The organism is Barnesiella sp. An22 (assembly GCF_002159975.1).
Lineage (GTDB): Bacteria > Bacteroidota > Bacteroidia > Bacteroidales > Barnesiellaceae > Barnesiella > Barnesiella merdigallinarum.
The window spans coordinates 234,746-257,128 of the sequence record NZ_NFJR01000001.1; the positions used below are offsets into that span (position 1 = coordinate 234,746).

The 22,383-nt window shown below is 51.4% G+C and carries 18 protein-coding genes and 1 tRNA gene; 4 read left to right on the top strand and 15 right to left on the bottom strand.

Annotated features, from left to right (window positions below):
- Positions 1-3 precede the first annotated feature (3 nt).
- Positions 4-783 carry an AMP nucleosidase gene (locus B5F38_RS01030; RefSeq protein WP_087407461.1) on the bottom strand — a complete coding sequence of 260 codons (780 nt, stop codon included), beginning with the start codon at positions 781-783 and terminating at the stop codon, positions 4-6.
- A gap of 63 nt (positions 784-846) precedes the next feature.
- On the opposite strand from B5F38_RS01030, the gene B5F38_RS01035 reads away from it, so the two are divergent.
- Positions 847-1,296 carry a type I restriction enzyme HsdR N-terminal domain-containing protein gene (locus B5F38_RS01035; RefSeq protein WP_087407462.1) on the top strand — a complete coding sequence of 150 codons (450 nt, stop codon included), beginning with the start codon at positions 847-849 and terminating at the stop codon, positions 1,294-1,296.
- A gap of 84 nt (positions 1,297-1,380) precedes the next feature.
- Here B5F38_RS01035 and B5F38_RS01040 read toward each other — a convergent pair.
- The 7 genes from B5F38_RS01040 to dapF all read right to left on the bottom strand — a co-directional run bounded on the left by B5F38_RS01040 (position 1,381) and on the right by dapF (position 11,264).
- Positions 1,381-1,451, bottom strand: a tRNA-Cys gene (locus B5F38_RS01040).
- A 243-nt stretch (positions 1,452-1,694) separates the two neighbouring features.
- Positions 1,695-2,327, bottom strand: coding sequence for a DUF3267 domain-containing protein (locus B5F38_RS01050; RefSeq protein WP_087407464.1), 633 nt, complete (start codon positions 2,325-2,327; stop codon positions 1,695-1,697).
- Between the two features lie 6 nt (positions 2,328-2,333).
- Positions 2,334-4,739 (bottom strand): ferrous iron transport protein B, encoded by a 2,406-nt coding sequence (gene feoB / locus B5F38_RS01055; protein ID WP_087407465.1) that lies wholly within the window; start codon positions 4,737-4,739, stop codon positions 2,334-2,336.
- 185 nt (positions 4,740-4,924) lie between these two features.
- Positions 4,925-6,817 (bottom strand): amidophosphoribosyltransferase, encoded by a 1,893-nt coding sequence (locus B5F38_RS01060; protein ID WP_087407466.1) that lies wholly within the window; start codon positions 6,815-6,817, stop codon positions 4,925-4,927.
- A 135-nt stretch (positions 6,818-6,952) separates the two neighbouring features.
- Entirely contained in the window at positions 6,953-9,142 is a 2,190-nt protein-coding gene (locus tag B5F38_RS01065) for a glutamine synthetase III (RefSeq protein ID WP_087407467.1), read from the bottom strand.
- A 38-nt stretch (positions 9,143-9,180) separates the two neighbouring features.
- Complete coding sequence (locus tag B5F38_RS01070; protein ID WP_087407468.1) at positions 9,181-10,416, bottom strand: LL-diaminopimelate aminotransferase; 1,236 nt, start codon at positions 10,414-10,416, stop codon at positions 9,181-9,183.
- Complete coding sequence (gene dapF, locus B5F38_RS01075) at positions 10,407-11,264, bottom strand: diaminopimelate epimerase (RefSeq protein WP_087407469.1); 858 nt, start codon at positions 11,262-11,264, stop codon at positions 10,407-10,409. The genes B5F38_RS01070 and dapF overlap by 10 nt, the downstream gene beginning before the upstream one ends.
- A gap of 319 nt (positions 11,265-11,583) precedes the next feature.
- Between dapF and carA the strand changes: the two genes are divergently transcribed.
- The 3 genes from carA (at position 11,584) to B5F38_RS01090 (ending at position 16,617) form a co-directional block, all read left to right on the top strand.
- Positions 11,584-12,654 carry a glutamine-hydrolyzing carbamoyl-phosphate synthase small subunit gene (gene carA, locus B5F38_RS01080; RefSeq protein ID WP_087407470.1) on the top strand — a complete coding sequence of 357 codons (1,071 nt, stop codon included), beginning with the start codon at positions 11,584-11,586 and terminating at the stop codon, positions 12,652-12,654.
- A 19-nt stretch (positions 12,655-12,673) separates the two neighbouring features.
- Positions 12,674-15,922 carry a carbamoyl-phosphate synthase (glutamine-hydrolyzing) large subunit gene (gene carB, locus B5F38_RS01085; protein WP_087407471.1) on the top strand — a complete coding sequence of 1,083 codons (3,249 nt, stop codon included), beginning with the start codon at positions 12,674-12,676 and terminating at the stop codon, positions 15,920-15,922.
- A gap of 182 nt (positions 15,923-16,104) precedes the next feature.
- Positions 16,105-16,617, top strand: a complete 513-nt coding sequence (locus tag B5F38_RS01090) for a hypothetical protein (protein ID WP_087407472.1) — start codon at positions 16,105-16,107, stop codon at positions 16,615-16,617.
- 6 nt (positions 16,618-16,623) lie between these two features.
- On the opposite strand, the gene B5F38_RS01095 is transcribed toward B5F38_RS01090, so the two are convergent.
- From B5F38_RS01095 to B5F38_RS01125, 7 genes are all read right to left on the bottom strand, one after another.
- Positions 16,624-16,983, bottom strand: coding sequence for a YbaN family protein (locus B5F38_RS01095; protein WP_087407757.1), 360 nt, complete (start codon positions 16,981-16,983; stop codon positions 16,624-16,626).
- A gap of 285 nt (positions 16,984-17,268) precedes the next feature.
- Complete coding sequence (gene groL / locus B5F38_RS01100; RefSeq protein ID WP_087407473.1) at positions 17,269-18,906, bottom strand: chaperonin GroEL; 1,638 nt, start codon at positions 18,904-18,906, stop codon at positions 17,269-17,271.
- Positions 18,907-18,943: 37 nt separating this feature from the next.
- Complete coding sequence (locus tag B5F38_RS01105) at positions 18,944-19,213, bottom strand: co-chaperone GroES (protein ID WP_087407474.1); 270 nt, start codon at positions 19,211-19,213, stop codon at positions 18,944-18,946.
- Positions 19,214-19,414: 201 nt separating this feature from the next.
- Positions 19,415-20,524 (bottom strand): universal stress protein, encoded by a 1,110-nt coding sequence (locus tag B5F38_RS01110; RefSeq protein WP_087407475.1) that lies wholly within the window; start codon positions 20,522-20,524, stop codon positions 19,415-19,417.
- Between the two features lie 23 nt (positions 20,525-20,547).
- Positions 20,548-20,808, bottom strand: coding sequence for a DNA-binding protein (locus tag B5F38_RS01115; RefSeq protein ID WP_087407476.1), 261 nt, complete (start codon positions 20,806-20,808; stop codon positions 20,548-20,550).
- A 117-nt stretch (positions 20,809-20,925) separates the two neighbouring features.
- Positions 20,926-21,612, bottom strand: a complete 687-nt coding sequence (locus tag B5F38_RS01120; RefSeq protein WP_087407477.1) for a phosphatase PAP2 family protein — start codon at positions 21,610-21,612, stop codon at positions 20,926-20,928.
- Positions 21,613-21,625: 13 nt separating this feature from the next.
- Entirely contained in the window at positions 21,626-22,375 is a 750-nt protein-coding gene (locus B5F38_RS01125) for a tetratricopeptide repeat protein (protein ID WP_087407478.1), read from the bottom strand.
- Positions 22,376-22,383: the final 8 nt, after the last annotated feature.

The following is a 22,383-nucleotide window of genomic DNA, read 5'->3' on the forward strand; positions in this document are numbered from 1 at the left end:
CGGTTAATCCTCGTCAAATCGCAGATGCTTCACGGTTGTCCGTTTGTCGATAATCAATTTCAGCGCCTCGACCCCGATCAAGACATGCTCCTCTACGAAGTCTTGAGTGATTTTCTTGTCGCTCTCGGCTGTCTTCACACCGCTTGAAATCATGGGTTGGTCCGAAATAAGCAACAGAGCCCCCACCGGAATGCGATTGGCAAAACCCACCGAAAAGAGGGTGGCCGTCTCCATATCGACTGCCATACAGCGAATGCGGCGCAAATACTCCTTGAAGTTGTCGTCAAACTCCCATACCCGTCGGTTGGTCGTATACACGGTCCCCGTCCAGTAATCGCGGTGATGGTTCCGCACGGCTGTCGATACGGCCCGCTGCAACATGAAGGCCGGCAGAGCTGGCACCTCGGGCGGGAAATAGTCGTTCGAGGTACCCTCGCCCCGTATGGCGGCAATCGGCAAGATGTAGTCGCCCAACTTGTTCACCTTCTTGATACCGCCGCATTTCCCCAAAAACAGAACTGCCTCGGGAGCCACGGCACTCAACAGGTCCATGATGGTAGCGGCGTTTGCGCTACCCATGCCAAAGTTGATAATCGTTATCCCCTCGGCCGATGCACTGGGCATATTGCTGTCTTCGCCCAAGATTGGCACGTTGAAATGGGAGGCAAATATCTCGACATACTTCGAGAAGTTGGTCAGCAGGATATGCTTCGTAAACTCCTCGACCGGACGTTGCGTATATCGGGGTAACCAATTTTCGACAATCTCTTGCTTTGTTTTCATAAATCGATATTTTTGGAGTAAATTTACAGAAATAATTAGAAAGCACAAATTTTCTACTGCGAGATGATTGAACTGAACCTGCCCCCCTATCCCTGCAAGCTGAAACAGGAAAAGGATAAAATCCTTATCTTCGACGAGTTGCGCCGGCGATATGTAACGCTTACTCCCGAGGAGTGGGTGCGGCAACATTTCGTGGCCTTCCTGGCCAACGAAAAAGGATTTCCTCGCGGACTGATGGGTAACGAAATTTCGCTCACGCTCAACAAATGCAGCCGACGGTGCGATACGGTGGTCTACGACCGCAATGGTCGCCCCCTCTGCATCGTCGAATACAAGGCCCCGCACATCGAGATTACCCAAAAGACCTTTGACCAGATTGTACGCTACAACCAGGTGCTTCAGGTAAACTACCTGCTGGTCTCCAACGGGCTCACGCACTACTGCTGCCGCATCGACTATGCCTCCGGCAGCTACGCCTTCCTGCCCGACATCCCGACCTATACCGACTTGTAGCAGCTCCGCCTCGCCCGGCTCGACAAGCTATATATAACCCTATACAAAAAAAGACCCGCTACGTAAGCGAGTCTTTTTTTTGTGAGGTTCCTAGCAGAATCGAACTGCTGTAAACGGTTTTGCAGACCGGCGCCTAACCACTCGGCCAAGGAACCATATGTCTTTCGAGCGATTGCGAGTGCAAAGATAGAGTATATTTTCCGATTATGCAACACTCTTGCCCTATTTTTTTACTCTCTTCGATTTTATTTCTCGCAACTTGCAATCCACATCACAGCCGCAGCAAGACGATGGCGGTTCGTTACGATTCTGCACCATCTTGACTATCTTGTAAATAGCGTATGCAAAGGCCATCGCTACGATGCCTGTGACTATCCAGGATTGAATCGAGGCACTCATCACTTTTTCTCCAGAAAATAGGTGTAACGGTTGTCAATATCGTCGACGGTATAGACCTCGCGCCCCTTGTACCGGCTCATATAGGCGAGCATCATCAAGTCGCCCGAGCACGAGAGCAGGTGCAGCAGCAAAAGAACAGCGACTGCAATCTTGCCCCACAACGGCATCGGGAAAAGCAACAGCACAATGAGCAAACCCGATAAAAAACGGAAAGGAGCCAAAGCTATGCGTTTGAACGTTTTGTAGTCGGCCAGGAAATTGTGTGCCGCAGCAAAGAAGACAAACGAGCGCCAGATAGCCCCGAAACGCACATCGGCTGCCCCTTCGGAACGATATACGAGCCAGTGTATAAATTCATGCAGAGGTATCATAAGGGCATAGCCCACCACTACCCACACAAGACTCGCCCCTATTTCGAGAAAGAATTGGCTCGCCGATTGGGATTCTTGCCACAGAGCTATCATAAACCCGACACCGAAAAGCACCAGCAGCAGAACTCCAATATAGATGGCGCGGAATGTCGTTTTGGGGAGGTTGCGCATCAAGAATAGTTTAATGTCGCTATACGTAAACGAGTCGATTACCCGATAGCCAGCCTTTTCATAAAAGGACAAAAAGGTTTCTTTATCCATAGTTTACTATATAAATAATGATCCAATCTGATAAACGATAAATGCAACAATCCACGCCACACAAGTATTATATATAACAGTAAAGGCTCCCCATTTCCAGCTGCCCGACTCTTTGATGACAGCCACGACCGAAGCGATACAAGGGAAATAGAGCAGCACGAATACCATGAACGTGAGAGCAACCAGCGGCGTAAAATCGGGAGTACCCGTTGCCGGGTTGGGTTGCGAGATGCGTTGTGACAACGTGAGAGTTTCGTCCGAATCGTTCTCGGAGTACAACACCCCGAGAGTACTCACCACCAACTCTTTGGCTGCTGTTCCCGAAAGTAATGAAGTGGTTACTTTCCAGTTAAAGCCCAATGGCTCGACAAGCGGTGTCATCGCCTGCCCTATCCGGCCGAGGTAAGAATTGCTTTGCTGCTCCATCTGTTCGTGCGGGGTAAGCTCCCGCTCATACGAAGCTTCGGGACGAGGGAAATAGCTCAGGAACCAGATAATGACCGAGGCTACCAATATCACCCCTCCCATTTTGCGCAAATATTGCTCGGCTTTACTCCACATGTGGCGGATAGTGGCTTTGGCCGTAGGCATACGATAGGGTGGCAGTTCCATAACAAAGGGAGTCTCGTCGACCTTAAAGAGAAAGCGGCGCATCAACTTGGCCGTAACGACTGCTACAACGATGCCCAACACATAAAGACCGACAAAAACCAAACTGGCATAGCGTGGGAAAAATGTACCCACCAGCAGGATATAAATAGGAATGCGTGCGCTGCATGAGATAAACGGGTCGATAAGTATGGTTATCAGTCTACTGCTCCGGCTCTCGATGGTGCGGGTAGCCATAATGGCCGGTACGTTGCAACCGAAGCCCATGACCAGAGGAATGAACGATTTTCCGTGCAGCCCTATCTTGTGCATGATCTTATCCATGATGAAGGCCGCTCGGGCCATATATCCCGAGTCTTCCATAAACGAAATGAAAAGATAGAGTATCAAGATGTTGGGCAGAAACACAATGACACCTCCTACTCCGCCAAGAACACCGTCGATGAGTAAATCTTTCAGCGGCCCGGCCGGCATATAAGTACCTACCAGCCCCGACAGCCACGCCACAAAGCTCTCAATCCACTCCATCGGATAGGCTCCCAACGAGAAAGTGGCTTCGAACATGAGCCACATGAGGAGAATAAAGATAGGGAATCCGAACAGCTTGTTGGTGACAAACGAGTCGATAATGCGTGTCGAGCGGGCCTCTTCCTTATCGCCCGGCGTATAGGTCTCGGCCAAAGCTCCTGAAATGAAGCCATATTTTTCATTGGCAATAGCCGACTCTATGTCTTCGTTCAGGGTAGCTTCTATCTCTTTCACCTCCTGGTCACGCAACTTCATCAGTTCGGGATAGGAGTCTGCCCCCTCCAGAATTTTTTTCACCTCGGCATCGCCTTCGAGAGTCTTGATGGCCAGATAACGGGGCGAGAACTCCCGCGTGCAGGTGGGGTCCTGTTTCAGCAGGTTTTTCAGCGGAGTGATACCGTTTTCAATCACATTCCCCAGATTGACGTGAACGTGACGCACCGATTCGTTACGCCCCTCATACACGTCGATAACCGTGTCGAACAGCTGGTTTACCCCCTTGCCCGACCGGGATACCGTGGGAACAATGGGCACACCTATCATGTTGCCCAAGTACTTGTAGTCGATTTTGCCACCGCTCTGCTCCAGCTCGTCGAACATATTCAGGGCGATGACCATGCGATAGTCCATATCGATTAACTCGGTAGTGAGGTAGAGATTCCGCTCCAGATTCGAAGCCACCACTACGTTCACCAGCACATCGGGTGTCTCGTCTTTCAGATAGCGGCGCACATACAGCTCTTCGGGCGAATAGGCCGACAGCGAATAGGTACCCGGCAGGTCATAGATATTGAAGTGGTAGCCTTTATACTCGAAGAAACCCTTCTTGGCATCGACTGTCACACCACTGTAATTGCCCACATGCTCGTGAGCACCCGAAGCGATATTGAACAACGAGGTCTTGCCGCAGTTGGGATTTCCCACCAGGGCGATATTGATGGTCTTGGTACTTTTCGAGAGAGCCCGTTTTATACATTCGTCCTCCTCCGAAGGAGTCAACTTCGACTCTCCGCTGGCTTTGTTGGCATCACCAAATACGGCCTCGGCCTCTTCGGGAGTAATCACTTCGACCAGCGAAGCCTCGCTGCGCCGCAGCGAGATTTCATAATCCATGATCTTATATTTGATAGGGTCTTTCAACGGAGCATTCAACTCGACAAGGACTGTTTGTCCTCTGACAAACCCCATTTCGATAATCCGTTTTCGGAATGCCCCGTGACCTAACACTTTAACAACAACGGCTTTATCGCCTGTTTTCAAATCGGACAACCGCATATTCTATCTGTTTAACTTTGTTTCCAAATGCAAAGTTCGCAATTTGTTCCGATTTATTGCTATATATCACCCCTATATTATTTATAATCCGTATAAATAATAACATATTTTCACTATTTTACAAAACAAAAGCGGACCGGCGATTATTCTCACCGGTCCGCTCTGTTCCTATTCGTAGCGTATGCTTACAGTTGTCGTTTGCTGACAGCGCCCTCTACAAAATTTATAAAGGCATTGTTTACCAATCGGTTACCGCCAGGCGTAGGATAATCGCCCGAGAAATACCAGTCGCCCGGATGGCTGGGAATAGCCTCATGCAATCCCTCCAGAGTCTGATAGATAATCTCGACTTGGGCCGAAATATCGTCGGAGGTAAGCATTTGGGCTATCTTCTCCGACACCTCCTCCTGGGTAAAGGGGGCGTAAATCTCCTTTACATAGTTGACAATCTCCTCTTTGGGTCTGTTTTGCTGTGCTTTGGATTTGCGGTATACCTCGTCGATTACCGACTGCATGCCCCGCTCTTTCAGCAGTTCCATGGCAGCCTTGAAGGCAATAAACTCGCCCATGCGCGACATGTCTATACCATAACAGTCGGGAAAACGCACTTGCGGCGACGACGAAACGATGATGATTTTTTTCGGGTGAAGCCGGTCCAGTATCTTGATGATACTTTGCCGCAACGTGGTACCACGCACAATACTGTCGTCGATAACCACCAGATTATCTACCCCCGGTTCTACCGTGCCGTAGGTGATGTCGTAGACGTGGGCGGCCAGATCGTCGCGGGTATCGCCCTCGGCGATGAAGGTACGCAGTTTAATGTCCTTGATGGCCACCTTCTCCGAGCGGACCTTGAGCGAAAGTATCTGCCTCAGTTCGTCGTCGGTAAGGCTGTCGCCGGCCTGCCGGATGCGGGCCAGCTTCTGTTCGCTCAGATAGCTGTCCAACCCCTCGAGCATACCGTAAAAGGCCACCTCGGCCGTGTTGGGTATAAACGAAAAGACACTGTGCGCCAGGTCGTAGTCGACACTCTTGAGAATCTGGGGGGCCAGGTGGCGCCCCAACTCCTTGCGCTCGCGATAGATGTCGACGTCGCTACCCCGCGAGAAATAGATGCGTTCGAACGAACAGGCACTGTAATTGGCCGGCGGGAGAATCTGCTCGATGTGCATGTTGCCCCGACGGTTCACCACCAGACATTCACCAGGCTGCAGCTCTTTCACCTGCTCGACCGAGAGGTTCATGGTGGTTTGTATGACCGGACGCTCCGATGCCACGACCACAATTTCGTCGTCGGCATAATAGAAAGCCGGGCGTATGCCCCGCGGGTCGCGGAAGGAGAACATATCGCCGCTGCCGGTCATGCCGCAGATGACGTAACCACCGTCCCAGATGCGCGAAGGTTTCTTGAGTATCTCGGCCAGATTCAGGTTGTTTTCAATCGACTCGGTAATTTCGATGTCGTCGAGCCCCTCCTTCTTGTAGAGGTCGTACAACCGCTGGTTCTCCATATCAAGGGCATGCCCCAGTTGTTCCAGCAAGACAAAGGTATCGGCATAGCTGCGGGGGTGTTGCCCCTTGGCCACAATGCTCTCAAATATCTCGTCGACGTTGGTCATGTTGAAGTTGCCACACAACAACAGGTTGCGCGAACGCCAGTTGCCCCGGCGCAAAAACGGGTGTACATACGACAGTCCCGAGCGGCCGGTGGTGCTGTAGCGCAGGTGGCCCATATAGACTTCGCCGGCAAAAGGCAGGTGCAGGGCCGCCCACTCGGCATCGGTCGTATCGTGGGGCGTATTCTGAATTTGGGCCTTTACATTGGCAAAAATCTCTTGTATGGCACCGGTCCCCAAAGCGCGTTCCCGGTAGATAAACTCCTCGGCCGGACGTGCGTGCAACTTCACGCAAGCCAACCCGGCCCCCTCCTGCCCCCGATTGTGTTGCTTCTCCATGAGCAGGTAGAGCTTGTTCAACCCATACATGTACGAGCCATACTTTTGCTGATAATAAGCGAGTGGTTTCAACAACCGCACCATGGCGATGCCACACTCGTGTTTGATAACTTCTGTCATAAAATCGAATCCTTATAAAAACGATATGCAAGTGTCATAACGCAAAACGAGCCACAACAAGATTTTTCAGGTCTGTTATAGCTCGTTTCTGTATCATGGGGTCATCTATCCGATAGGTTATTCACTCAATATTCATTAACGGATAAACAACAGTTCTCTGTACTTGGGAAGCGGCCACATCTCGTTGTCGATCATCAGTTCGAGCTTGTCGATGTGGTAGCGAATCTCGTCGAGGTGCGGAGCCACGGTGTCGTGATAGGCAATGGCTTTTTCGCGCTCGTTCTCAATCTTGTTGGCCACCTTGCGGGCCTCGACCATGGTGTGAACCTTCTCCTTGATGGTGAGCAAGTGGTAGGCTATCTTCTCGATTACCTCCATGTCTTGCGTAGCTATCTGCTCGCTCTTCTCGGCCGGGAACAGACTCTTGATTTTGAACACGTTGTCGAGCAGGAGCGACTGATACCGTGTGGCTACCGGCACGATGTGATTGATGGCCAGGTCGCCCAGCACACGGGCCTCGATCTGTATCTTCTTGGTGTAGATTTCCCACTTCACTTCATTGCGGGCCTGCAGTTCGACGCGGGTAAATACGTGGGTACGCTCGAACATCTTCACCACATCGTCTTTCAGGTAGTTGTCAAAGATAAGCGGCACACTCGTTTCGCAATCGAGTCCGCGACGCTCGGCCTCGGCCTTCCACTCGTCGCTGTATCCGTTGCCGTCGAAGCAAATGTCTTTGCTCTCGTTGATAAGCTCCTTGAGAACCGTGAGGATGGCCTGTTCTTTCTCCTTGCCTTCGGCAATGAGGGCATCGACCCGTTGTTTGAACTCCTGCAACTGAGAGGCCACGGCAGCATTCAAGGCAATCATGGCGCTGGCACAGTTGGCCGACGAACCTACGGCCCGGAACTCGAATCGGTTGCCGGTAAAGGCGAAGGGCGATGTACGGTTGCGGTCGGTATTGTCCATCAAGATTTCGGGAATCTGGGCAATATCCAGTTTCAAGCCCGACTTGCCGCTCATGTTCAACACATCTTCCGAAGTGCTCTTGGCCAGTTTGGCGAGGATTTCGCTAATCTGTTTGCCCATGAAGATGGAGATGATGGCCGGGGGAGCCTCATTGGCACCCAGACGGTGACCGTTGGTAGCCGACGAGATGCTGGCTTTCAACAAACCATTGTATTTATAGACGGCAGCCATTACATTGACAATAAACGTAATGAACTGCAGATTCTCTTTGTGTGTCTTACCGGGGGCAAAGAGCAACACGCCGGTATCGGTGCCCAGCGACCAGTTGTTGTGCTTGCCCGAACCGTTTACGCCCTTGAAAGGCTTCTCATGCAGCAACACTCTGAAGTTGTGCCGACGGGCCACTTCGCGCATAACCGACATGAGCAGCAGGTTGTGGTCGTTGGCCAGGTTGGTCTCTTCGAAGATAGGAGCAACCTCGAACTGGTTGGGAGCAACTTCGTTGTGACAGGTCTTTACCGGGATACCCAACATGTGGCACTCGATTTCGAGGTCTTGCATGAAGGCTTCGACGCGAGAGGGAATGGCTCCGAAATAGTGATCTTCGAGCTGCTGGTTCTTGGCACTCTCGTGTCCCATAAGGGTGCGACCCGTAAGCACCAGGTCGGGACGAGCGGCATAGAGGCTCTCGTCGACCAGAAAATACTCCTGCTCCCATCCCAGATAGGAGTAAACGTGGTTGACATGCTCGTCGAAATATTTGCAAACGGCAGTCGCCGCTTTGTTTACACTGTTCAATGCTTTCAGCAACGGAGCTTTATAGTCGAGCGATTCGCCGGTATACGATATGAATATCGTGGGAATACACAGCGTTTTGTCAAGTATAAATGCAGGCGAAGAGATATCCCAGGCCGAGTATCCCCGAGCCTCGAAGGTATTGCGGATACCGCCATTGGGGAAACTCGACGCATCGGGCTCCTGCTGGATGAGCAGTTTGCCCGAGAACTCCTCGACTACACCGCCTTTGCCGTCGTGCTCGATAAAGGCATCGTGCTTTTCGGCCGTACCGTCGGTGAGCGGGTGAAACCAGTGGGTATAGTGCGTAGCACCCATTTCGAGGGCCCATTTGCGCATGCCGGCAGCGACGCTATCGGCTACCTCGCGGCTCAGCGGAGTGCTGTTGTCGATCGCCTCGATTACGGCTTCGTAGGTCTTTTTGGGCAGATACTTGAACATCTTCTCCCGGTTGAAGACATATCGTCCGTAATACTCAGACGGTCTCTCCTTCGGATAATTGACGGGGACTGCTTTCCGACTAAAAGCTTCTTTCGTCACTTTGAATCTTAGCATTGACATAGTTGAATGTATTAGGTTTAGTTTGTGTTATTTCTTGTTTACAGCTTCCAGTTTTGAATACGCGAAATAGCCTCTACCGTATCCTCGTATCGTCCGAAGGCCGTCAAGCGGAAATATCCTTCGCCCGAGGGGCCGAACCCGACTCCGGGAGTACCTACGATATGACACTCGTGCAACAGACGATCGAAAAACTTCCACGAAGATAATCCATCGGGAGTCTTTACCCAAATATATGGAGCATTATCTCCTCCAAATATTTTCAACCCGACATTCTGAAGCGACTCTTTCAAGAGCCGGGCATTGCGCATATAGTACTCGATAGACTCTTTTATCTGCTTGTTACCCAGCGGACTATATGCAGCTTCGGCAGCTCGTTGCACAATATAGGAAGTGCCATTGAATTTGGTTGTCTGCCGGCGGTTCCACAGCGGGTTCACCATCACCTTTTTGCCGGCTGCGTCGTAGAGTTTCAATGCCTTGGGCACTACGGTATAGCCGCAACGCAGACCGGTGAAACCGGCTGTCTTGGAAAAGCTGCGGAACTCGATGGCTACCTCTTTGGCACCCTCCATCTCGTAGATGCTGTGCGGAATATCTTCGTCGTGAATGAAAGCCTCGTAAGCCGCATCGAAGAGAATGAGCGACTCGTTTTCACGGGCATAGTCGACCCACTTTTGCAACTCGGCTTTCGACAGAGCGGTTCCCGTGGGATTATTGGGGTAGCACAGGTAGATAATGTCGGGGCGTTCGGCAGGCAAAGCGGGTACGAAATTGTTCTCGGCCGTACAGGGAATATACACGATTTGGCTCCAGTGCTCCCCATCGCCGGCCAACTCGCCGGCTCGACCGGCCATCACGTTGGTATCGACATAGACGGGATAAACCGGGTCGGTCACGGCCACCCGATTCTTCACACTCAGAATATCGCCGATGTTACCCAGGTCGCTCTTGGCACCGTCGCCGACAAAAATTTCGTCGGGATCGAGTTCAACGCCTCGCGTTCTGAAGTCGTGTTCGATAATGCGCTCCTGCAGGAAACGGTATCCCTGCTCGGGACCATACCCCCTGAAGGTCTCGGCACGACCCATCTCGTCGACTGCCTTGTGCAGCGCCTCGATGATGGCCGGGACGATGGGCCGCGTCACATCGCCTATGCCCAGGCTGATGATGCGGGCTTCGGGGTTCTGCTCCTTATAGGCGTTTACTTTCTTCTTTATATCTGAAAACAGATAGCTCTCTGCGAGCTTCAAATAATTTTCATTAATCAATACCATATACTTCTATTATTATCGTCGGGCCATTCACCCTCAAATACGGTGACGGCACCGCCAGTCATGTAAATTCGATTGTTTTGTTCGTTCCACTCGATCGACAAATCTCCACCCAGCAGATGCAACTTGGCCCGGCGGTCAGACTTGCCATTCAGTACGGCAGCCACCAGCGTAGCACAAGCGCCGGTTCCGCACGCCAGAGTCTCGCCGGCCCCGCGTTCCCACACGCGCATTCTCAGGTGTTGTGGCGACTGCACCTCGACAAACTCGACATTGGTGCGCCGCGGGAAGAGTTCGTGATGCTCGATCAGCGACCCGATGTGATGCAGGTCGTAGCGGTCCATGTCGTCGAGAAAGATAACCGCATGCGGGTTACCCATCGACACGCAGGTGATGGCAAAACGATTCCCCTCAATCTCGAGAGGTTGCGATACGACAGGACTCTCCGAAAGATTTACCGGTATATCGGGAGCCGACAATATGGGCTCACCCATATCGACCGTAACCTGTTCGACCTTATTGTCTTGAATATGCAGTGTGAGGTGTTTGACGCCGGCAAGCGTCTCGAGAGTCAACTCCTTTTTGGTGGTCATCCCCTTGTCATATACATATTTGCCTACGCAGCGCGAAGCATTTCCGCACATCTCGGCTTCACTGCCGTCCGAGTTAAACATCCGCATTCTGAAGTCACAACTCTCCGAGGGCATGATAATCACCAATCCGTCGGAGCCCACCCCAAAATGCCGGTCGCTCATCTGTCGGGCCAACTCGCCCAAGTCGGCAGGCAACGGTTCAAATCCATTCAGGTAAATATAGTCATTGCCTGCACCTTGCATTTTCGTGAATCTCATAAGAACACTCTTTTTGATACAACATTTCGGTTTTCGAAAACTAAATGCAATTATTTCGTTGCAAAATTACCCTTTTTGACAAACATACTTACAGATTGAAAGTATAAATATTGTATAAATACATTTATATATTATAAAAACAGCAACACATTTAACTACCCTCCCGTACAGCCGATGCACAGTTCGAAAATTTATTTTTACAATCTGGCGGTAAAACCTGCGGAATAGGGATTTTTTTCCTATCTTTGCATGGTTTTCACGATAGAAATCCACCCTACTTACTTAAGCTAATTACTAATACATATATAATTCTATCGTAATGCAAACAACAAAAAAGGCTTCTCTAATCCTGGATGATGGTACCGTATTCGTCGGGAAATCATTTGGCTACGAAAAACCTGTTGCCGGCGAGGTCGTCTTCAACACCGCAATGATGGGCTATCCCGAAAGCCTGACCGACCCCTCCTACTCCGGACAAATCTTAGTGACCACCTACCCGCTTATCGGAAATTACGGAGTGCCTCGACGTGAAGAGGTAAATGGATTGTCACGATTCTACGAATCGGAAAAAATCCACGTCGAAGCACTGGTCGTATCGGACTACTCGTTTGAATACAGCCACTGGAATGCCGCCAAGAGTTTGGCCGACTGGCTGAAGGAAGAAGAGATTGTGGGTATCTACGACATCGACACCCGCGAGTTGACCAAGCGATTGAGAGAGCACGGCTCCATGAAAGGCAAAATCGTAATCGAAGGCGGCGACGACATCGAGTTCGTAGACCCCAACCTTACCAATCTGGTAGCCAAGGTGAGCTGCAAAGAGGTGATTCGCTATGGAAACGGCGATAAGAAAGTGGTGCTGGTCGACTGCGGCGTGAAGCACAACATCATCCGCTGCCTGCTCAAGCGCAACGTGACCGTCATTCGCGTGCCCTGGGACTACGACTTCAACACGCTCGAGTACGACGGCCTGTTCATCTCGAACGGCCCGGGCGACCCCGACATGTGCGGCATTACCGTAGACCACATACGCCAGGCCATGAACGGCACGAAACCCATTTTCGGCATCTGCATGGGCAACCAACTGCTGTCGAAAGCCGGAGGGGCCCGCACCTACAAACTCAAATATGGACACCGCAGCCACAACCAACCGGTGCGCCAGGTGGGCACAAACCGCTGCTTCATTACCTCGCAGAACCATGGCTTTGCCGTAGACAACTCGACTCTGGGAGCCGACTGGGAACCGCTCTTCATCAACATGAACGACGGTACCAACGAAGGGATACGTCACAAATCGAAACCCTACTTCTCGGCCCAGTTCCACCCCGAGGCTGCCAGCGGTCCTACCGACACCGAGTTCTTGTTCGACGAATTTGTAAAACTGTTGTAAACCCGGAAATACCATACCTATGAACCAAGAAGAGATTAAAAAAATAAAGAAAGTATTGCTGTTAGGCTCCGGAGCCTTGAAAATAGGTGAAGCCGGTGAATTTGACTATTCCGGGTCGCAGGCCTTGAAAGCCCTCAAAGAGGAAGGCATCACGACGGTTTTGATCAACCCCAACATCGCCACGGTACAAACCTCGGAGGGTGTGGCCGACAAGATTTACTTCCTGCCGGTTACCCCCTACTTCGTCGAGCGGGTTATCCAAAAGGAGCAACCCGACGGCATCCTGCTGGCCTTCGGCGGGCAAACGGCTCTCAACTGCGGTGTACAGCTCTATCAGGCCGGCACGCTCGAGAAATATAACGTGAAGGTATTGGGTACGCCGGTACAGGCCATCATGGATACCGAAGACCGCGAACTCTTCGTCAAAAAACTCGACGAAATCGATGTCAAGACCATCAAGAGCGAGGCCGTCAACTCGATAGAAGATGCAGTTCAGGCTGCCGCCGAGCTGGGCTATCCCATCATCATCCGGGCTGCCTATGCGCTGGGTGGATTGGGCAGCGGTTTCTGCGACAACGAAGAGGAGCTGCGGTTGAAAGCCGAAAAGGCGCTGTCGTTCTCGCCCCAGATTCTGGTAGAGAAATCACTTAAAGGCTGGAAAGAGATTGAATACGAGGTGGTGCGCGACCGCTACGACAACTGCATCACGGTATGTAACATGGAGAACTTCGACCCGCTGGGTATCCACACGGGCGAAAGTATCGTGGTGGCTCCGTCGCAAACACTCACCAACAGCGAATATCACAAATTGCGCGAACTGGCTATCCGCATTATCCGCCACATCGGCATCGTGGGCGAGTGTAACGTGCAGTATGCCTTCGACCCCAAGTCGGAAGACTACCGGGTAATCGAGGTGAATGCCCGTCTGAGCCGCTCGTCGGCCCTCGCCTCGAAAGCTACGGGTTATCCGTTGGCCTTCGTGGCTGCCAAACTGGGTTTGGGCTATGGCCTGTTCGACCTGAAAAACTCGGTCACCAAAGAGACCAGCGCCTTCTTCGAGCCGGCTCTCGACTACATTGTCTGCAAAATACCCCGTTGGGACCTGGGCAAATTCCAGGGCGTAGACCGCGAGCTGGGCTCCAGCATGAAATCGGTCGGCGAGGTAATGGCCATCGGCCGCACCTTCGAGGAGGCTATCCAGAAAGGTCTGCGCATGATTGGTCAGGGCATGCACGGCTTCGTGGAGAACAAGGAACTGGTTATTCCCAATATCGACAAGTCGCTGCACGAACCTACCGACAAACGTATCTTTGTCATCAGCAAGGCTATGCGCGCCGGTTATACGGTAGACCAGATACACGAACTAACCAAAATAGACTGCTGGTTCCTGCAAAAACTGATGAATATCGTACGCACGGCTCACGACTTGGAAGAGCTCGACGAGTCGATTACCCGCGCCGAGAATCCCCAGGAATACTACGACCTCATGCGTCGGGCCAAGATACAGGGCTTCTCCGATTTCCAGATTGCCCGCGCCATCTGGAAGGAAAAGATGGAAGACTGCCACATGCAGTGGGTGCGCCAGTTCCGTAAATCGCTCGGCATCGTCCCCGTGGTGAAACAGATCGACACGCTGGCCGCCGAGTATCCGGCACAGACCAACTATCTGTACCTGACCTACAGTGGCATCGCCAACGATGTGAAATATCTGGGCGACCACAAGTCGATTGTGGTACTGGGTTCGGGTGCTTACCGCATAGGCTCTTCGGTTGAGTTCGACTGGTGCGGCGTACAGGCCCTGAATACCATTCGCAAAGAGGGCTACCGCAGTGTAATGATCAACTACAACCCCGAAACGGTATCGACCGACTACGACATGTGCGACCGCCTCTACTTCGACGAGCTGACCTTCGAGAGGGTGATGGATATTCTCGAACTCGAGAATCCTCACGGCGTAATTCTCTCGACCGGCGGACAGATTCCCAACAACCTGGCCACGCGCCTCGACGAGCAGCACGTGAGCATATTGGGCACGACGGCCGACAGCATAGACCACGCCGAAGACCGACACAAATTCTCGTCGATGCTCGACTCGCTGGGTATCGACCAGCCGCGCTGGCGCGAGCTGACCTCGCTGGCCGACATCTACGACTTCGTGAAAGAGGTGGGTTACCCCGTGCTGGTTCGGCCCTCGTATGTGCTCTCGGGTGCTGCGATGAACGTCTGCTCGAACAACGCCGAGCTGGAACAGTTTCTGCAACTGGCCGCCAACGTATCGAAGAAACACCCGGTCGTAGTGAGCGAGTTTATCCAGCACGCCAAAGAGATCGAGATGGATGCCGTGGCCCGCAATGGCGAAATCATCATCTACGCCATCTCGGAGCACATCGAGTTTGCCGGTGTACACTCGGGCGACGCCACCATACAGTTCCCGCCGCAAAAGCTCTATGTCGAGACCGTGCGACGCATCAAGAAGGTGGCCGGGCAGATAGCCCAGGCGCTCAATATATCGGGTCCCTTCAACATCCAGTTCCTGGCCAAAAACAACGACATCAAGGTAATCGAGTGCAACCTGCGTGCCTCGCGTAGCTTCCCGTTCGTATCGAAGGTTTTGAAAATCAACTTCATCGAGCTGGCCACGAAGGTGATGATGGGATTGCCGGTAGAGAAACCGGGCAAAAACGAGTTCGACCTCGACTACGTAGGCATCAAGGCCTCGCAGTTCTCCTTCTCCCGTCTGCAGAAAGCCGACCCCGTACTGGGTGTCGACATGGCATCGACCGGCGAGGTAGGCTGTCTGGGACTCGATACCAGCGAAGCCATCTTGAAAGCCATGCTCTCGGTCGGTTACCAGATTCCGAAGAAGAACATCCTGCTCTCGACCGGTAGCGCCAAACAGAAAGCCGACATGCTCGAGGCGGCCCAACTCTTGCACGAGAAGGGATACAGCCTCTTTGCCACGGGCGGAACCCATCAGTTCCTCACCGACAACGGTATTCCGGCCGTGAAGGTATACTGGCCCAGCGAGAGCGACCACGAGCCGCAGGCCCTGGAGATGCTGCACAACAAGCAGATAGACCTGGTAGTGAACATTCCCAAGAACCTGACGCAGAAAGAGCTCGACAACGGCTACAAGATACGCCGTGCCGCCATCGACTTCAACATCCCGCTCATCACCAATGCCCGGTTGGCTTCGGCCTTTATCGAAGCCTTCTGCAGCCTGAATATCGACGATATTCAAATCAAGAGCTGGGACGAATACAAGTAATATAAGAAAACTCTGAACCGCATAAAAGCGTGGCCTTCGATCGGGAAGGCCACGCTTTTTTATTATCCCTTTTTTTGTATAAAACGAATAAATTCTTATCTTTATGCTCATGATTCAGAGGAATCGTTTCACACGATTCCTTGAAGAGTCAATACCTTAATCAAATACAACACGGTAACAAAATGAGAAAGTTTATTTATGCCGCGACACTGTTGCTCGCCTTCGTAACAGTCAAGGTGAATGCACAAGATTTCATGGACCGGGTGCACTTCGAATTCTCTACCGGAACAGGAATGGAGAATAAAGGGATAAGGCCTGTTGACTTTTCCTTCAAATCTCAGGTAGAGTTTGTCTCTATCGCCTATCTCTTCGTTACCGCAGAAGACAACATTTCCCTGTATAAACATGGAGGGGTAAAAACCTATTATAATGGAGTCGGCATAGGCGGTGGCCTGGGTGTAAAACTGCTTGACAGCGTGAAAAGCATCCATGCCCTCGATATACGGGCCAAGGCATTGAGCAGTGTGGGCTGCCCCTCGTGGAAACGCTCGAGCTACGATGTATCGTTGGCCTGGTATCTCAAGTCGTACAGGTTCTCGCCTGTCGTCGAGTTGGGTTACCGGTTTATCGATTCGCACACCTCGGGACTCGACAATTGCGGAAATGTCTTCCTTTCCATCGGATTCAGATACTGATAACGGTTATTTGCGGGTCTTGTACGAGAGGATATGCCACGACAGGGCCACGGCCAACAGCACGAAGAGCAAAGCGAGCCACCACACCCGGGCCACAAACAGGGCACAGTAGAGCAGCGTAATCCACACCAGCGATACCGAGATGACCTTCACCCGCAGCGGTATGGCCTTGTGCTCGAGGAAGTCGCTGATATAGGGTCCCAGCCGCTTATGATTCAAAAGCCACCGGTAAAGCCGTGGCGAACTGCGCAGCCACAGCGCGGCCGACAGCAACAGAAAGGGCGTGGTAGGCAACAGTGGCAGGAAGATACCGGCTACACCCAAGCCGAGAGAGAGTCCGCCTAAAAAGATATAGATAGCTTTCACGGTGCAAAAATACAACAAAACCCGAAGCCGGAAAGAATAGCCGGGAGAAAACCTGCGCGAGCCGATAACCGATTGCTTGGAGTGCAGCATCCCTCAAAACAGGATACTCCTCCCCTGCTCCACAGCTTTAAAAACAAAAGCGAAGGAGAATCTGTTGACTTCACTGTCTCAGGCTCTCCTCCTTTTTATAACAAGATTCAGCTTTATACTCGAATAAGAGACACAAAAAAAGGGAGCACTCACTTAGAGCACTCCCTGTTATAGGATGTAGGAAGAATCGCAGGATTACATCATGCCACCCATTCCACCCATACCGGCAGCCGGCATGGCAGGAGCAGGATTCTCTTCCTTCTTATCGGCGATTACACATTCGGTAGTCAAGAACATACCGGCGATAGAAGCGGCGTTCTCAAGAGCTACACGAGTTACTTTGGCAGGGTCGATTACACCGGCTGCGAAGAAGTTTTCGTAAGAATCGGTGCGGGCGTTGTAACCGAAGTCGCCTTTACCGTCTTTTACGCGTTGTACTACTACGGCACCTTCTACACCGGCATTAGCGGTGATTTGACGCAACGGCTCTTCGATGGCGCGTTTTACGATTTCGATACCAGTAGTCTCGTCTTCGTTGGCACCTTTCAAGCCATCCAAGGCGGGAATACAACGGATGTAGGCAACACCACCACCCGGTACGATACCTTCGGCGATAGCGGCTCTCGTTGCGCTCAAGGCATCGTCTACACGGTCTTTCTTCTCTTTCATTTCTACTTCAGAAGCGGCACCGATATAGAGAACGGCAACACCACCAGCCAATTTGGCCAGACGCTCTTGCAGTTTCTCACGATCGTAGTCGGAGGTAGTCGTTTCGATTTGAGCCTTGATTTGAGCTACACGAGCGGCGATAGACTCTTTGCTGCCCATACCATTGACGATAGTCGTGTTCTCTTTGTTTACGGTAACCTTCTCGGCACGACCCAACATTTCGATAGTGGTCGATTCGAGTTTCAAACCTTTCTCTTCGGAGATAACGACACCACCGGTCAATACGGCAATATCTTCGAGCATCTCTTTACGACGGTCGCCAAAGCCAGGAGCCTTCACGGCACATACCTTGAGCGAACCACGCAAGCGGTTTACAACCAGCGTAGCCAGAGCCTCGCTGTCTACATCCTCGGCAATGATGAGCAGAGGACGACCCGTCTGTGCGGTAGCTTCGAGTACGGGAAGCATATCTTTCAGAACCGAAATCTTCTTGTCGTAAATCAAGATGTAAGGCGTATCCATTTCGCACTCCATCTTCTCGGTGTTGGTTACGAAATAGGGCGAAATGTAACCGCGGTCGAACTGCATGCCTTCTACAATATCGACAGTCGTGTCGGTACCTTTGGCCTCTTCGACGGTGATGACACCCTCTTTCTTAACCTTCTTCATGGCCTCGGCGATGAGTTGGCCTATTTCGCTATCGTTGTTGGCCGAGATGCGGGCAACCGATTCGATTTTCTCGAAGTCGTCGCCAACCTCTTGAGCCTGCTCTCTGATGCCTTCTACCACTTTGGCCACGGCTTTGTCGATACCACGTTTCAAATCCATGGGGTTGGCACCGGCAGCCACGTTCTTAAGACCTACGTTTACGATAGCCTGAGCCAATACGGTAGCCGTAGTCGTACCGTCGCCGGCATCGTCGCCCGTCTTCGAGGCAACCTCTTTAACCAACTGGGCACCCATGTTCTGGAACGGGTCTTCCAGTTCAACCTCTTTGGCAACCGTCACACCATCTTTCGTGATGTGGGGAGCACCGAATTTTTTCTCGATGATGACGTTGCGGCCTTTAGGACCCAGGGTGACTTTAACGGCATTAGCCAACTCGTCTACACCTTTTTTCAGCTCTTCGCGAGCCTGAATATTGAATTTAATTTCTTTAGCCATAGTTCTTTTTCCTTCTAAAAATTAAACATGAAACGCATTAAAGGATAGCCAAAATATCCGACTGTCTCATAATCAGATATTTCTCGCCGTCCAGTTCGATTTCGGTGCCCGCATATTTGCCGTACAAAACGGTATCACCGGGTTTAACTACCATTTCCTCGTCTTTGGTACCATTGCCGATGGCTATTACTTCACCTTTGAGGGGTTTTTCTTTGGCCGAATCAGGGATAATAATACCGCCGATTGTTTTCTCTTCTGCAGGAGCTGGAAGCACCAATACTCTGTCTGCTAACGGTTTAATTGTCATGGTTATTTATTTTAGTTATACTTTTATTTTTGTATTTTTATCTGTACAAGAAGTGCAGACACTGGTGATACAGCCAATTTCATGCCAAACGATATATTGGCTCGAAATATGACAAAACGTCACCTTTGCGTATAACTCGAAGTGAATGAAAACTGACAAAGATTCCTGTCGGCCCGGATTACCTCGAGGCTACAACCCGAATCAAGAGGGTATGGCGATAAGCGGAGTATCGGTGTGGAACAGCATCTTATGGGCGATACTGGGGTTGAAGAGGCGGGCAAAGATGTTGCGCTTGCGGTTGGGCACCACCATGACATCGATCGATGCCTCCTGGAACAGGCGCTCTACGTTGTCGAGGAAATTCTCCTCGCCGAGTATCTTGTAGTCGATTTCCCGACCGGGATAATGCGACTGACAGTAGTCGCGTATGCCGGCCAGCTTTATCTCGGTCCAGGCATCGCTTTTCTCGGTCAAATGGAAGAACCGTATCCCGAACGAATAGTTCTGGAACAGGCGCATGAAGGTGTCGAGCGAGATTAAATCCTGCTGGTCGAAGTTGGTAAAGAAGGCCACATTCTTAATATCGCTCACATGGGTATGCGTGAATCCCTCGGGTATGGCAAACACCGGGAAATTGCCATTGTCTACCACTTCGGCCGTAACGCTTCCTATCAGGTCTATCTCCTTTCGGGTCTTTCCCCTTGACCCCATAACAATGAGCGACGGGTTCAACTCTTTTGCCATCAGGATGATCGTATCTTCAGGCACCCCTTCACATACCCTATATATAAAGGGGACCTGAGGGATGGCGCCCTCGACCATCAACTGGTGCAACTTTTCACAAAAGGATGTCATCTCACGATTGGCCTTTGCAAATAATAGTTTATGTTCTTCACTTTCTTTCAATTCATGACTGATCGTCTCGGCCAACGAGAGAGACCCCATGGAGAAAGGAGACAAGAAGGTATGAAGCAATACGACTTCGGCCTGATGGGCCTCCGCAAAATCAAACCCCAGCCGACAGGCCAACAACGAATAGTCGGAGAAATCAATCGGGATAAGGATTCGGTTTTTCTGCGGTTTTTCCGAGACTTCCGATTTACCGAAAACCGGATCGGTCTCTAAAATCTCGAGGGCGTGAGGCAAATCTTTTTCGTGGATTCGCACTCGCACCCCCGGAGAAATGACTGGTTTCAACAGATTGACATTCTGAATGGCGACGGCTATACCCTGGCTCTCCAAAATGCCCTTTAAGATGAGAGCCTTCGGATAGGTGTGAATGGCCAGTGTGATTAAGCGGTCTTTCTTCATGGTCGATCTGTTTTAACTATGATTTATTTCTTATTGTTTTCTTCTTCCAAAATACGAATAGCCATATCGTAGATTTGTGTATTGTCGAGCACAACGATACCGCCGTCGGGTCCCGGTTCGATATGAAGACCACAATTTTTCCCAAATGAATAATTGGTTCCTCCAAAATAGTTACGCACGGTTTGGGTGGTAACATTCAACTCGTCGGCTATTCTATGCATGGAACCATCGGGCAAACTGTCTTTGATGCGACGAAGTTCGTTAAATGTGATTGTCTTAGTCATAAGGGTAATGGTTTTTTATGGTTAATTATTCGGTTAATTGTACTCTTTTGAATACGCAATAAATTTAAGTTCTATTTTCTTTATTTCCAAATTTTGCAGCCAAAATTTTGCGGGCTTTCAAAAATAGATTGCGACGAGTGCATAGACCGAGATAGCTACCACGCTCAAATAGATGACCGTAGTCGCAATCGCAATACCGGGGTCTTTACAGTAAGGCGACTGCCGTTGTGGCAAGCGGTGCCGCTGCCACAGCATGTAGCGGACTCTCTTCCACATTATATATATGAGTAAGGCAATGACGACACCGGCTATCGTACCGGCCAGAATGTCGCCTGGATAGTGTACCCCCAGATAGATGCGCGAGTAGCAGTTGACGGCTGCCCACGCAAGGCCGGTTATGGTAAAAAGCCGGTTGCGGAATATCAGCGCCAGCAACACCACGGCTCCGAAACTGTTGGCGGCATGGCTCGAGATGAAGCCGTAGCGCCCTCCTCTGTACCCGTTTACAATCTGTACAAGAGGTGAGAAGTCGGGGTCTTGTGCCGGCCTGAACCGGGCGAAATAGGGCTTGCACAGGGTCGAGGCAAACTGGTCGCAGAGGGTGATGGTGAGCGCCAGGGCAACCACGACGAGGGTAGCCTCTTTCCAGTTCTTCCGGAACAGCACAAAGAGCAGGGCGACTATGAGGGGTGCCCATGTGAGACGCCCCGTGTATATCCACATGAAATGATCCCAAAAGGGTGTGTGGGTATGGTTCAAAAACAGGAAGACCGTTTTATCCCACTCGATTAACTGTTCCAGCACTTCTGTCTTTCGTTTAAATGATTTCTATGGACGACGACGGCAGCCACCCGCGGTTGCCATCGCTTATCTTCACCTCGTACCAGTCGCTCACCTTGTCCAAAATCACCACCTTGGTTCCTTCGTGCAGGACAAAGAGGTCGGTACCGCTCTCCGATGGCGAACTCTTGGCCGGTACCGTAGCAGCAAACACGATAGCTTCGCTGCGGCGTTCCATCTTGTCGCTCAAGCCCCAGGCAAACCAGTTGGCCATGATGGCGACAAGCAGTATGACGATGCCGCCGAAGAAACCTATCTTCTTCAACCGCACCGACCGCGTGAAGAGGTAGAGATAGCAACCGCCCAGGAAGAGGAAGAAGGCGACGATACCGATGACAGCCCACGTGTTGGACGACAGGAAGCTGCGCATCGAGTCGATCCACACCGCGAGGAAGAAACGCCCCACGGGGTCTATCTTGTCGACAATGTGCGTGTTGGCCATATCGAGGTTGAAACGGGCATCCTCGTTACCGGGGTTCAGCAACAGCGCCCGCTCGTAGTTCAGGATGGCCTTGGCAAACTCGTTGTGCTTGTAGTAAGCATTGCCCAGGTTGTAGTAGAGGTCGGACGACACGCCCTGCTCCCGGGCCGTCTGCTCATAGAGTTCGATAGCCTTGATGTAGTCCTCCTGAGCATAGGCTTCGTTGGCCTGTTGCAGGGTCTCCTGGCCAAACATCGTCGTCACGCCGGCGACGACAAAGAGCATGTATATGATTATCTTTTTCATCTTCGTTG

What these genes read in the sequence shown, in the direction of transcription:
- dapF (WP_087407469.1), bottom strand. Translation starts at nt 11,264, where the DNA reads ATGAGATTCACGAAAATGCAAGGTGCAGGCAATGACTATATTTACCTG.
- B5F38_RS01065 (WP_087407467.1), bottom strand. Translation starts at nt 9,142, where the DNA reads ATGTCAATGCTAAGATTCAAAGTGACGAAAGAAGCTTTTAGTCGGAAA.
- B5F38_RS01050 (WP_087407464.1), bottom strand. Translation starts at nt 2,327, where the DNA reads ATGGATAAAGAAACCTTTTTGTCCTTTTATGAAAAGGCTGGCTATCGG.
- B5F38_RS01070 (WP_087407468.1), bottom strand. Translation starts at nt 10,416, where the DNA reads ATGGTATTGATTAATGAAAATTATTTGAAGCTCGCAGAGAGCTATCTG.
- B5F38_RS01115 (WP_087407476.1), bottom strand. Translation starts at nt 20,808, where the DNA reads ATGACTAAGACAATCACATTTAACGAACTTCGTCGCATCAAAGACAGT.
- B5F38_RS01030 (WP_087407461.1), bottom strand. Translation starts at nt 783, where the DNA reads ATGAAAACAAAGCAAGAGATTGTCGAAAATTGGTTACCCCGATATACG.
- B5F38_RS01105 (WP_087407474.1), bottom strand. Translation starts at nt 19,213, where the DNA reads ATGACAATTAAACCGTTAGCAGACAGAGTATTGGTGCTTCCAGCTCCT.
- groL (WP_087407473.1), bottom strand. Translation starts at nt 18,906, where the DNA reads ATGGCTAAAGAAATTAAATTCAATATTCAGGCTCGCGAAGAGCTGAAA.
- B5F38_RS01125 (WP_087407478.1), bottom strand. Translation starts at nt 22,375, where the DNA reads ATGAAAAAGATAATCATATACATGCTCTTTGTCGTCGCCGGCGTGACG.
- carB (WP_087407471.1), top strand. Translation starts at nt 12,674, where the DNA reads ATGAACCAAGAAGAGATTAAAAAAATAAAGAAAGTATTGCTGTTAGGC.
- B5F38_RS01110 (WP_087407475.1), bottom strand. Translation starts at nt 20,524, where the DNA reads ATGAAGAAAGACCGCTTAATCACACTGGCCATTCACACCTATCCGAAG.
- B5F38_RS01035 (WP_087407462.1), top strand. Translation starts at nt 847, where the DNA reads ATGATTGAACTGAACCTGCCCCCCTATCCCTGCAAGCTGAAACAGGAA.
- feoB (WP_087407465.1), bottom strand. Translation starts at nt 4,739, where the DNA reads ATGCGGTTGTCCGATTTGAAAACAGGCGATAAAGCCGTTGTTGTTAAA.
- B5F38_RS01090 (WP_087407472.1), top strand. Translation starts at nt 16,105, where the DNA reads ATGAGAAAGTTTATTTATGCCGCGACACTGTTGCTCGCCTTCGTAACA.
- carA (WP_087407470.1), top strand. Translation starts at nt 11,584, where the DNA reads ATGCAAACAACAAAAAAGGCTTCTCTAATCCTGGATGATGGTACCGTA.
- B5F38_RS01060 (WP_087407466.1), bottom strand. Translation starts at nt 6,817, where the DNA reads ATGACAGAAGTTATCAAACACGAGTGTGGCATCGCCATGGTGCGGTTG.